This is a genomic window from Lacipirellula sp. (assembly GCF_965279485.1).
GTDB lineage: Bacteria > Planctomycetota > Planctomycetia > Pirellulales > Lacipirellulaceae > Lacipirellula.
Window position 1 is genome coordinate 4,846,756 of sequence record NZ_CBDIIC010000002.1, and the last position, 12,028, is coordinate 4,858,783.

Below are 12,028 nucleotides of genomic sequence, written 5' to 3' on the forward strand. Positions count from 1 at the left end.
TTAGGCCAAGTGCGACTTCGAAGCCGATTCGAGGTTGCTGAACAACCGGCGAAACTGCCGGCCTTGCACAACGGCCGCGGTCGAAGCGTCGTCGTCTTCGACGATCAGCAGGTCGCTCTCGCTCGCCTTCGGCTTGGCGGCGGGGGAGGGCGCCGCGGGGCGGGCTTCGTGGATCCGCACGGGCTGTTCGAGGCGTTCGAGCACCGCGGTCGCGCTGGCAGCCGGCGCCGGGGCCGGAGCAGCGGCTGCGGCCGGTTTGGCAGGCGCCGCAGGTTTGCTCGTCGCGGCTTGGACGCAGCGGTGGAGTTCGCTGGCGAACGCGCGGTCGAGTCGGTTGATCACGTGAGGCGCCGACCGCAATAGTTCCGATTCGAACGCCGAGTAAGGATCGAGGACGATCTCTTCTTCTTCAAACGGCTCGTCGAACGGATTCGTCGCGGCGGGCTTTTCCGGTTCCTCGGCCGGGAACAGCGGCGGATCGGCGGCGCGGAGTTCGAGGCGGCCGAATTCCTGGAAGTGGTCGTAGCTGTCGATCAGCATCTCGGCGGCGTCGAGCGTCACGTCGAGCGGGTCGACTTCCAGGATTTGGCGGGCTTGCCGTACCGAGGCCATCGGAATCGACGCCGGCATGTCGTCGTCCAGTTCCTCTTCCTCTGCTAGCTCGGAGCCGTCGTCGTAGCCGCCGAACGAATCGCCCATCGCATCGAGTTCGCCGAACTCGATGACGGAACTCTCCAGCGGCGAAGCTGCCGTCGCAGCGCCGTGGCTGTTCCACGGGGCGGGCAACTGCTGCAGGTCCGACCAGGCTTGCTGGACGATCGCTCCGTCGAGCGGCGTACAGCCCGACTCTTCCGCCATCCATACCAACTGATCGCCGAGCTGGTTGATGATCCGCGGCACGCCGTCGGTCGCTGCGTAGATCGCTTCGAGGGCATCGGCCGAGAAGAGCCGTTCCGGCTTCAATCCCACGGCGGCCACTTGAGCGCGAACATACTGCAGCGTTTCTTCGCGGCCGAGCGGCGCGAGGTAGCAGCGAGCGGCAATCCGCTGGCTGAACTTCTCGAGCGCCGGTTCTGCGAACCGCTCTTCCAGCATCGAGCCGCCGGCGAGCACCAGGCTGACGAGCGGCAGGCCCTCGGCCGCCAGGTTGGTCAGCACGCGCAGCTCTTCCAGCAGGCGGACGGGCAGGGAGTCGGCTTCGTCGACCAGCAGGACCAAACGTCGCGGGCCCTCTTTCCCGCGGAGGTGCTGTTGAATCGATAGCCGGAGCTCGCCCTCGTCCATGCCGCGATAGGGGAGGCCGAGTTCACAGAGGATGAGCTGCAGCAGGGCGCGCCGGGTACAGAGCTGGGCGCCTGCGAGCGTGACGACCGCCACGCGAGGCGCGAACTGCTCGGCGAGCACCGCCAACAGGAGCGATTTGCCGGTTCCCGCGCCGCCGACCAAAATGGCAGGCCCCTCGTTCCGCGCGATGGCGCGTACAATTCGCTGCCGGGCCTCCTCGATGGCGGCGGCGGCGAAGTAACGTTTGGGGTTGGGCGCCGAGAGAAAAGGGCGCCGCTCACCGTTGGTCGATTGCTGAGTCATCCGTGCATCCTATCGCTACGTCGCTTCGCGGCGGGCGAGATCGGGGCGAGCGATCTCGAACCGGCCGGCGTCGGCGACGGTCCATCCTGTGAAGTTAACCTTCCGTGGCATTGGATCGGCGCCCGGAGTAAGCTGGCTTCAAGTGATAGCGGAAGTTTGCCTGCTAGGAAGATTCGGCGGATCGTAGCGGCTGCTGAAACAAGGTGGAGTCCGCGGGGGCGAGTGATAGCAGCGTCGTGTTGCTCATTGAACAATTCAATAACAGAGTAGCGCTCGCGCTCAACTGACGACGGACTACTGACAACTGACGAGCCCAATGTTTCGCATCAAGGTCTGCGGCATCACGAACGTGGAAGACGCCATCGCCGCGGTCGATGCTGGCGCCGATGCGCTCGGGCTGAATTTTTACGAGAAGAGCTCGCGGTGCGTTTCGCCCGTTACGGCGAAGCGCATCGTGGAAGCCGTTTTGGGACGGGCCAAGGCTTGGGGGGTCTTCGTCAACCTGCAGAATTCCGAGATTGAACAGCTAACGGCTGACGTTGGACTCGACGGCGTGCAGTTGCACGGCGACGAAACGCCCCGGCAAGTCGCAGACATGGCGAAACGGATGCGGGCGCCGGCGTTCCCAGGCAGGCAGAAGGTCATTAGCAAGTTCAGTGCTGAAGAGCAGAGTCGTTTGGAGGGTAAAATTCCGACCGAGTTGTTCTCCCTCCCTTCCTCGGTGATTCGTGCTCGACGCATGGATGAACGCGGCGTCGGCGCCATTCGGGCCGACCTCGACGACTGCGTTCGCGCTGGCGGCTTACCTGGCGCGGTTTTAGTCGATGCGGCGACGCCCGGTCGTTACGGCGGCACTGGCGAAACGGTTTCTTGGGTTGGATTGATCGACTACACGCGTTGGCTCGGTTTGACGCCGCTGATTCTTGCTGGCGGATTACGCCCTGACAATGTCGCCGAGGCGATCCGCACCGTGCGGCCCTTCGGGGTCGACGTTGCTAGTGGAGTCGAGTCGGCTCCAGGGAAGAAGGACCACGCGAAGGTTCGCGATTTTGTCGCTGCCGCTCGGGCCGCTTTCTAAGATCTCAATCTGCGCGTTTTGGGGAATGCTTTCAACGAAGGGCGTCCCCACTACTGGGCGCTTGGCTGCTACGGATAGCCGCGAGTGACAAATCGTTGCCGCCCCCTTCTCGCGCCCCTCTGCCAGACGCTAGTCGCCGGCCGATCTCGCCGGTAGACTCTATACCTATATGTCGTCACGCCTCGCCGCCCTGGAATGGCGGCGACAGTGAACTAATGTTCACGCCCGCCATGCTGAGCCGTCCGCCCGTTGCCGACGGCCACTAGAGACTTTCACAGGAGTGAGTTCATCGTGTCCCAGGTTGCCGCCGAACGTCTGTCGTACAAGGTGCTGGATTGTTCCCCTGAGCAGTTTGAAAAGCTTGCCAAGTGGGGCCGCCAAGAGATCGAACTCGCTCAGAACGAAATGCCGGGCCTGATGGCTCTGCGCGAAAAGTACGGCAAGTCGAAGCCGCTTGCCGGCGCCCGCATTGCCGGTTGCCTCCACATGACGATCCAGACGGCCGTCCTCATCGAGACGCTGGCCGAGCTGGGCGCCGAGGTCACCTGGTCGAGCTGCAATATTTTCAGCACCCAGGACCACGCCGCCTGTGCGATCGCGAAGGCTGGCTTCGCCGTCTACGCCTGGAAGGGGATGACCGAAGAAGAGTTCGATTGGTGCATCGAGCAGACGCTGTTCTTCCCCAGCGGCAAGCCGATGAACCTGATCCTCGACGACGGCGGCGACCTCACCGCCATGGTTCACAACCGCTTCCCCGAGATGCTCGGCGAGATCCGCGGCCTGAGCGAAGAGACGACCACGGGCGTCCATCGCCTCTACCAGATGCATGAGCGCGGCGAGCTGAAGGTTCCCGCGATCAACGTCAACGATTCGTGCACGAAGAGCAAGTTCGACAACTTGTACGGTTGCCGCGAGTCGCTGGCCGACGGTATCAAGCGGGCGACCGACGTGATGGTCGCCGGCAAGATCTGCGTCGTCGCCGGCTATGGCGACGTCGGCAAGGGCTCGGCTCAATCGCTCCGCGGCCTCGGCGCCCGCGTGCTGATCACTGAAATCGATCCGATCATCGCGCTCCAGGCGGCGATGGAAGGGTACCAAGTCGTCACCATGGAAGAGGCCGCCCCGCAAGGCGACATCTTCGTGACGACCACCGGCTGCCGTGACATCATCACCGGCGAGCACATGGCGAAGATGAAGAACGACGCCATCGTGTGCAACATTGGCCACTTCGATCTCGAGATCGACATGGCCTGGCTCAACGGCGAAGTGAAGGCTGGCCGCGGTACGAAGGAACGGATCAAGCCGGCCGACGTCGGCGCCGTCGATAAGTACACGCTGAAGAACACCGGTCGCTCGATCATCATCCTGGCCGAAGGCCGCCTCGTGAACCTCGGTTGCGCCACCGGCCACCCGTCGTTCGTGATGAGTGCGAGCTTCACCAACCAGGTGCTGGCCCAGCTCGCTTTGTGGCAACACACGAAGGACTACCCGCTGGGCGTCCACGTGCTGCCGAAGAAGCTCGACGAGGAAGTCGCTCGCCTCCACCTCGGCAAGCTCGGCGTACAGCTGACGAAGCTGACCGCGAAGCAAGCCGAGTACCTCGGCATTCCGGTTGAAGGCCCGTACAAGCCTGAGTACTACCGGTACTAAGCCGACATGCCGAAGAGCTATCGCCAATTCCTGAGCATATGCGGGAGCAGGTTTACCCCTGCTCCCGTAGCTCAGTGGTGAGAGCGACGGCCTTATAAGCCGTGCGTCGCTGGTTCAATTCCAGCCGGGAGCACTGCACGATGCGCAAGGAATGGATTACTTGCTAATGATCTCATGGAGATTGAGCATCAACCTCTTGGCGGCGTGTCTCGTCGCTTCTCAGTGGGGGAATTGCGCTTCCGCGGCTTCCTCCAATGATTTAATTCGCACGGTCGCCGTGACAGGGCAGGCCTCGCCAGGTTTGCCTGCCGGGACAGTTGTAGACAATTTCGATTGGCCAGGCATCGATAGCGTTGGCAGAGCGTATTTCATGAGCGTCGTCCAGAACGGACGACTTGCTGCGTTCGCTATTCACCAAGAGACAAATGTAGACGCTTTGGCGTTGGTTGCGGTTCAGGATTCTGAGCTCGCGCCCAATCCGAACTCATTTCTCGAGCGGCCTGCTAATTTGATTGGAAACGGCGTCGGCCAGATCATTTTCACCGCAGAAATGGGCTATCGCGACCCGCCGGTGCCTTCAAACGCCATCAGTGCGCTTTGGATTGCCTCGCCACAAGATGGCTTGAAGGAGATTACGAGATCGTTTGCGCCTGCGCCCGGAGGGGGGCAATTCGACGATTTTAGCGCCATCGCACTTAACGACGCCGGCAATTTTGCGTTTTACGCAAGCGTCCGCGGAGGCGCAAGTCGCAACGGGATTTGGAGCACAACTGAGAACCAGTCGCTTGATTTACTTGCACAAACTGGACAGCTGGCCGATGGGTTGGGGCCGGGTGAACATTTCGGTTACACAATTCGCTATCCCATGCTAAACGACGTCGACGAAACTTACTTTGTCGCGCAGCTAGCAGGGGGCCGATACGGGATTTTGCGGCATCAGCCTGCCACTGGATTTACAGCGACTCGCGACGGCGACCCTGCTCCGGGCGCTGGCGATGGGGTTGTCTTTGAAATTCCGCACTACCAGAAGTTCGAAATCGGCTCGAGGGGGGGACTCGGATATCTCGCTCAAGTGACTGGCGACGGGATCAACGAAGCGAATCGATGGGGGATCTGGAGCGGGACAAGTATGGAATCAGTTGCATGCGCGACCCGCCAAAATCAGTTCGTCCCGGGTTCCCATTCGAAACGATTTGAAACCTTCTTGGATCCTAAAGTGAATAGCCGTGGACTGGCGGCATTCATCGCTTGGACTACCGAAGGTGAACTTGATCCGACGACTGGTCGTGCGTTGGGCGCCCGTTCCGAATCGCTTTGGAAACAGGACTCGTCGGGCGAACTAGTGACAGTTGCAGAAGTTGGACAGCAGGCTCCAGGACTGTCTGACGAAATCACGTTCTCAAGTTTCATCACTTCGTGGACGGATCTGACTGAGTATGCGATTAACGACGTGGGGCAGGTGGCATTCTTGGCTCAATTGCAAGGCCCCGGCCTCACGCTCCAGAATGGGCTGAGTCTATGGGTTGAAGACCGAAACGGGGGTCTGCAACTGGTAGCGATGCCCGGAATGTCCATCGACGTTGACGACGGGCCAGGCATCGATCATCGCGAGATTGCGAGCTTTTTCACGAATTCGCAATTTCAAAATAGCTTTAACGATCAGGGACAAGTGGTGTTCATTGCCGAGTTTGTAGACGGCTCTCGCGGGGTATTCGTCTCAAATGCCGGCGCCATTCCTGAACCCAACTCAATGTGCCTGATCGCAACGAGTTCTTGCGCCGCAATGCTTCTTCGGAATCGCAGTGCCATGCGGCCACGCTCAACCTGCCGCTCGGCAGGTTGAGCTTCAAGGGCCTGTCGCTTGCTCATCTTGATTGCCGGTGGCGATTATTGGATTGGTGGGAACGCCCCAACTCGTCCTACTGGAGCCCCTTCCGACCCAGCTAGGAAATCCGGCTAACTTCTATTGAGACCGCCAGATCCCCAGCGTAGGATCGAAGCTCGCTCTCACGATCCGCTTTGTCGGTGAAGCGAACCGTTGTCGGCGCCGTGAACAGAGAACCGAGGCCCTGGAGTTTCGTTCACGGAGGATGGCTTCCTGTTTCTGGAGTGCCCGCCATGCCGTCGGTGACTTGCCCTGGCTGTGAGAAGAAATACAACCTCCCCGCGACTGCCGCGGGGCAGGTGGCGAATTGCAAATGCGGGAAGAAGTTCCGCGTCGGCGGCGCACCTGCCGAGGTAAAGCCGAAGCCTGCCGTGGCGACTGCGTCGGCCGCCAGGCCAGCGGCGCCGCAACCTGCCGCTCGAGCTGTGGCCCCTGTTGCGCGCGTCGCCACCCCCGCTAAACCCGCCGCCCCCAAACCGGTTACCGCCGTCGCAACGCCGACTCGCGTGGAAGCGCCGAAGCCCAAGCCGAAGCAGGACGACAGTTTTTGGGACGACGTCGACAAGCCGCTCGCTGATCTAGAGCTGGAACCGGTCGAGGTGGCGCCGCGGCCGGCGAGTGCGTTCCGCCCAAAGACGCCTGCCCCCGTTCAGGCTCCGCAGCAAAACATTGTGATGCGGATATGGCACTCCCGTGCTCGCAAGCTGCTCATGGGGCCGCCGATCGCCGTCTTGGGAGTCATCGTGCTGGTCTCGAAGTTCAACTCCGGCGAGCGCATTCCTCGGGGCGGGTTTTTCCTGGTGGCGATTGGCGTGGGCATTACCTGGGCTGGGCTGACGGGCGAGAGCGAGTAAGCTGTTCGGTTGTCGGCATGGTGCAGGTTGGCGGAGGTTTCGAATCGGATGACGTTCCTCATGCTGGCCAACGCACCGGGGAGTCTGCTGCCGGTCGCTCTTGTCGTACTCTTGCTGGTCGGTGCGGCGATCGTCTGGCGGTTGATGGCGTTGCGGCACGCTGGGCAATCACGCCCTTTTGTGGGCATGCCGCTGATCGCGTTCCTCACCGGCCCTGCCATCGCGATGGTTTACCTTGCGATCTACATCCAGTTCGGCGACTACCTCATCTGGGCCGACGCGCGGGAGGTGTTCCTCCCGATGCTGACCCTGGGGCTGATCGCCGGGACGCTCGTCAGCGGCGTGATTTGGCTCCAGGGCAAATAGCACGCTGGTTCCGCATCGCTCCCCGGCGGCGTAAACTGGACGGATTCCCCTCCGTCCGTTCGCCCCCTGCAGAAGACCCCATGCCCGCCATCTCCGCCTTCCGCGGCATCCGCTACGACCTCGGCCACGTCGGTTCGCTTTCGGATGTGATCGCCCCGCCGTACGACGTCATCGATCCCGCGCTGCAGGACGAGCTCTACAAGAAGCACCCCGCCAACGTCGTGCGGCTGATCCTCAACCGCGACGAGCCAGGCGACGACGATCTTGGCAACCGCTACACCCGTGCGGCGCGGTTTCTCCGCAACTGGCTCCGCGAGGGGGTGCTCTTCACCGAGGGCGACCCGGCGATCTACGTCTACCATCAGGAGTTTGTCGAGCGCGGCCAAACTTTCATCCGCCGCGGCTTCATGTGCCGCACGCGGCTGGAGCGGTTCGGCGAGGGGAACATCCACCCCCACGAAGAGACGCACGGCGGCGCCAAGGCCGATCGTTTTAAGCTTTGGAAAATGTGCCGCGCTAACCTCAGCCAGATCTTCGGCCTCTATCCCGACGCCGACAACGAAGCTCAGAACATCCTCGAGGTCGCGATCATCGGGCAGACGCCGCTCGTCGCGACTGACCACCTCGGCACGATCCACCGCGTTTGGCCGGTGACCGACATCTCGGTAATCAACCAAGTCTCCGCGGTGCTAGCAGGCAAGCCGGCGTACATTGCCGACGGGCATCACCGTTATGAAACGGCCCTCAATCTGCGCGACGACCTGGCGGCGGAGTTCCAAGCCCGCGGCGAAGAGTTGCCCTCCGAGCACCCCGCCAATTTCGTGCTGATGATGTGCGTCTCGATGAGCGACGAGGGGATGCTCGTCCTGCCGACGCACCGCCTGTTCCGCGGCCTGCCGGCGATGACGGCCGAGCAGCTCAAGGCAAAGCTGGGCGAGGCGTTCGAGACGGAACCGGCCGGCGACGGTCCCGATCGGGCGATCGGCCTGTGGGAGGAGATCGAACTCGAGGGGGACCAGGGGACGCTCGGGCTCTACACGGCCGAGGACGATCAGTGGACTTTGGCCCGGATTACCGACGCGGGGCGGGCGCGAATGGCGGAGATTGCCGCCGACCACTGCGAGGAATGGCAGGGGCTGGGCGTGAGTATTTTGCACCGGCTGCTGGTCGACGACCTGCTGCAGGCGACCGCGCTGCCGGCGCCGAAGTATGTGCGGACGCTGGATGAAGTCCCGGTGGGGCTCCGCGAGGGGGACGCCGCGGGGCGCGATCTGACCGGCCAGGAGGGAAGCGGCGGGCGGTTTGAACTGGCCGCCCTGGTGATGCCGGCGACGGTCGAGGACATCCAGGCGATCTCGAACGCCGGCGAGCGGATGCCGGCGAAGAGCACGTTTTTCTTCCCGAAGCTGCTGAGCGGGCTGGTGATCAACCCGCTCGAGTAATCTCCAAGCGAGCCGGGGCGTCCTCGCCCCCGGCGCATTCGTGCGACGCTGTCAGGTAGGTAGTCTCTTGACCGGACGCCGGGGGGGCGAGACGCCCCGGCTCGCTAACGACTGACGATGCGCGAGGCGTCACTGTCACGTTTCACGTGAAACATCCCCCGATGCGGAGAACCCGCTGCATCGCCAATGTTTCACGTGAAACGCGCCGCCGCTTACCTCCGAGCTTCGCCAGCCAAAATCGCGTAGCCGCCCGTTTCACGTGAAACGGCTCGGGTCTGTGCTATCCCCTCCGCCGCTCGTTCTCCCCACCTCGCGAACAGGCAGAGCGTCCCCGCCTGGTAGGGGAGCCAAATCGCGACGAAGGTTAGGTCGCTAAGATCTAGTGGTCGTCGCCACTGCAGCAGCGTGAGCGTGATCGCCAAGCTCGCCGTGCCGATGAGCAACGACCTGATCGAGAATCGCCAAGAGGCCGCGGGACGGCGCCGCCGGTCCAAGATCATTTCGATCAGCTCGCCACGGGTGGCGATATACGCACCCGCCTGCCCCACGAAGGAGGTGAATAGCGGCCCCAGGATGAAGCCGAGCCAATCGGCGGGATGATCGATGGTGATACGCTCCCCCGCAGCGAACGAGACGAAGCCCACCAGCCCGCCGAAGCAGGGCGCCGCCAGGGGATGCCGCCAAGTTCCGCAGACCGCGCGGACGGCCAGTGCAAAGGGAATGACGAGTGCCACCGAATAGAGCCCCGCAATAACAAACCCGAAAATGGCGCCTACCAAGAAGAAGGGCAGTCCATAAACCGCGCCGGCCGCCGACACACCGAGTATCGTATTGACCCAATAGTTGCCGACGCCGAAGGCGGCATCGATCGGATTAGGTTGCTCTGAGCGACAGTCGCCGCTCTGTTCGCAAGCAGTCGGGGGCACAATCTCGGCAGCGGTTGGGGAGTCGAACTTACTCATTCGAGCGGTTCCTAATTGAACGGCTGCTACATGCGGACTGCACGGCAGGGTCGCTTGTGCCCTCTGCTATCACCCTATACCGCAATTCCCGGCGACGATTAACTGCCGTTGCGGCGACCGTTGTCGCTCCTACAATCCTGCCGGCAAAATCGTGGAATTGTGCGGGATTGCGCTGCGGACCGAGGGGATGAACCCCGCGGCTCGCTGGGGATGCTACGCCCTGGCTCCTCCCGCTGGGGATGGCGCTGCGCCTAGCTCGCGGCGCGCCTCCCTCGTCCTGAACCCTGAACCCCGACGCCTGAACCCTCCCCCATGCCCCGCGTTATCTGCATCGCGAACCAGAAGGGGGGCGTCGGCAAAACGACGACCGCCCTCAACCTAGCGTGCGCGATCGCGATGTCGGGCGACCGCACGCTGCTCGTCGACCTCGACCCGCAGTGCAACGCCACCACCGGCCTGGGGCTGATTCCGGACGCTCGCCACGCCCTGGTCGACTCCCGCCCGCTCCGCGAATCGTTCCGCGAGACCTACCTGCCGAACCTCTCGCTGCTGCCAGGCGCCCGCAGCTTTGAAGACGTCGACGCCTTGGCGAACTCGTCCGACTCCCGCTCGCTGATGCTAGCAACCCACTTGTCGGGCAGCCTCGGCTCATTCGATTCGGTGCTGATCGATTGCCCCCCCTCGGTCGGCGCCCTTACTCGCACCGCGCTCGCCAGTGCTAGCGAAGTGCTCATGCCCATTCAGTGCGAGTATTTCGCGATGGAGGGGCTCACGCAAATGATTGAGGTAATCAAACAAGTGATGGGGCGGTCGAACAGCCGATTAGAATTCGGGGGAATTCTCCTCACCATGTACGACGCGACTTTGGAGCTTACTGCCGAGGTCGATCGCGAGGTGCGGGATTTCTTCGGGGGAATCGTCTTTTCAACCGTGATTCCACGAGATGCTGCGGTGTCCGAGGCCCCGAGCCACGGACGGTCGGTCATCGACTACGCCCCGCGTTCGCGGGGGGCTCGCGCCTACGTGGAACTCTGCCAGGAGGTATTGGAGCGTGTCTAAGGAACGTCGTTTGGGCCGGGGGTTGGAAGCGCTGCTAGGCCGCAGCTTCGAAGCTCAATCGCAGGACGACCAGTCGGAAGTCCAGCTCTACGAATCAGAAGATGGTCAACAATCGTTCAACCAAAACAGCTATCAGTCGAGTGCTAGCACCGACGAGAACGTCACCCGCTCGGCCGACGGCCAGCAGTGGCTCGGGCTCGTTACGATCGATCGCAATCCTTATCAGCCGCGGACGAGCTTCGATGAAGCCGAGATCGCGGACCTGTGTGATAGCATCCGCACCCACGGCTTTCTGCAGCCGATCGTCGTCCGTCCGTTCGAGGGACGCTTTCAACTGATCGCTGGCGAGCGACGTTTGCGGGCCGCGCAGATGGCTGGCTGGGAACGGGTGCCGGTGCAGATCCGCGACGTCACCGATCAGCAGATGGCCGAGCTGGCCCTGGTTGAGAACGTTCAGCGCAAAGACCTGAACCCGATCGAAAAGGCCGCGTCGTTCAAGCGGTACATGGATCAGTACGGCTGCACGCAGGAAGAAGTCGCCACTCGCGTGAGCATCGATCGCTCAACCGTCGCCAACTTGCTTCGCTTGCTGGAACTGCCGGAAGAGCTGAAGGGGATGATCACCCGCGGCGACCTGACCGCCGGCCATGCCCGCGCCTTGTTGCCGCTGGGCGATGAGCACGAGCAGATGGAATTTGCTCGCCGCATCCAGAAGGAATCGCTGTCGGTTCGCGCCGTCGAGCAAGCGGTCTCAGAGCACATCCGTCGCACCGACGGCGAGCCGCTGTCGATTGTCGACGCCGAAGGCAACAGCCGCCCCTCGCCGCTGCAACCGGGGCAGCACATCCGCGAGATGGAAGAGCAACTGTCGCTGTCGCTGGGAACGAAGGTCGAGATCAAGCAGTCGGCCAAGGGCCGCGGCAAGTTCACGATTCACTTCGCCAGCCACGAAGAGTTCGACCGCTTGCGGGCAGGCCTGAGCCAGCAGTCGGCGCCGCAGCAGACCGGCACGTTCTAGACGCCGGCTGGAGTTCGACGATTTCCCCAAAATCAGAAGCGGGGGCGAAGCGATTCGCCCCCGCTTTTTTTGTTGCCGCCGGGCCAGAGCCCGTCACCCCGAGGTACTCCGAGGGGTCCGCCCCGCC

Annotated in this window: 10 protein-coding genes and 1 tRNA gene; 9 read left to right on the top strand and 2 right to left on the bottom strand. The window is 62.7% G+C overall.

The genetic code is table 11. The features are described from left to right. On the bottom strand, positions 1-1,587 hold the full coding sequence (locus tag ACQY7R_RS26910) for an ExeA family protein (RefSeq protein ID WP_428308628.1): 1,587 nt from the start codon (positions 1,585-1,587) through the stop codon (positions 1-3). A gap of 316 nt (positions 1,588-1,903) precedes the next feature. Between ACQY7R_RS26910 and ACQY7R_RS26915 the strand changes: the two genes are divergently transcribed. From ACQY7R_RS26915 to ACQY7R_RS26945, 7 genes are all read left to right on the top strand, one after another. After that, on the top strand, positions 1,904-2,665 hold the full coding sequence (locus ACQY7R_RS26915) for a phosphoribosylanthranilate isomerase (protein WP_428308629.1): 762 nt from the start codon (positions 1,904-1,906) through the stop codon (positions 2,663-2,665). Positions 2,666-2,956: 291 nt separating this feature from the next. Next, positions 2,957-4,315, top strand: a complete 1,359-nt coding sequence (gene ahcY / locus ACQY7R_RS26920) for an adenosylhomocysteinase (RefSeq protein ID WP_428308630.1) — start codon at positions 2,957-2,959, stop codon at positions 4,313-4,315. 60 nt (positions 4,316-4,375) lie between these two features. Beyond that, positions 4,376-4,448 (top strand) — tRNA-Ile (locus ACQY7R_RS26925). 18 nt (positions 4,449-4,466) lie between these two features. Further along, a complete protein-coding gene (locus ACQY7R_RS26930; RefSeq protein ID WP_428308631.1) occupies positions 4,467-6,158 on the top strand; it encodes a DUF7453 family protein in 1,692 nt (563 codons plus the stop codon). 275 nt (positions 6,159-6,433) lie between these two features. Beyond that, positions 6,434-7,054 (top strand): hypothetical protein, encoded by a 621-nt coding sequence (locus ACQY7R_RS26935; RefSeq protein WP_428308632.1) that lies wholly within the window; start codon positions 6,434-6,436, stop codon positions 7,052-7,054. 48 nt (positions 7,055-7,102) lie between these two features. Next, positions 7,103-7,420: a hypothetical protein gene (locus tag ACQY7R_RS26940; RefSeq protein ID WP_428308633.1), complete on the top strand. Its 318-nt coding sequence runs from the start codon at positions 7,103-7,105 to the stop codon at positions 7,418-7,420. An 80-nt stretch (positions 7,421-7,500) separates the two neighbouring features. Continuing rightward, the gene (locus ACQY7R_RS26945) at positions 7,501-8,862 is read left to right on the top strand and encodes a DUF1015 domain-containing protein (protein ID WP_428308634.1); all 1,362 of its coding nucleotides are present in this window, start codon (positions 7,501-7,503) and stop codon (positions 8,860-8,862) included. Between the two features lie 212 nt (positions 8,863-9,074). Here ACQY7R_RS26945 and ACQY7R_RS26950 read toward each other — a convergent pair whose 3' ends face one another. Next, positions 9,075-9,824, bottom strand: coding sequence for a hypothetical protein (locus ACQY7R_RS26950; RefSeq protein ID WP_428308635.1), 750 nt, complete (start codon positions 9,822-9,824; stop codon positions 9,075-9,077). Positions 9,825-10,136: 312 nt separating this feature from the next. On the opposite strand from ACQY7R_RS26950, the gene ACQY7R_RS26955 reads away from it, so the two are divergent. Both ACQY7R_RS26955 and ACQY7R_RS26960 read left to right on the top strand, forming a co-directional pair. Continuing rightward, positions 10,137-10,883 carry a ParA family protein gene (locus ACQY7R_RS26955; RefSeq protein ID WP_152097843.1) on the top strand — a complete coding sequence of 249 codons (747 nt, stop codon included), beginning with the start codon at positions 10,137-10,139 and terminating at the stop codon, positions 10,881-10,883. Further along, a complete protein-coding gene (locus ACQY7R_RS26960; protein WP_428308636.1) occupies positions 10,876-11,901 on the top strand; it encodes a ParB/RepB/Spo0J family partition protein in 1,026 nt (341 codons plus the stop codon). Before ACQY7R_RS26955 ends, ACQY7R_RS26960 begins: the two co-directional genes overlap by 8 nt. The last annotated feature ends 127 nt before the right edge of the window (positions 11,902-12,028 follow it).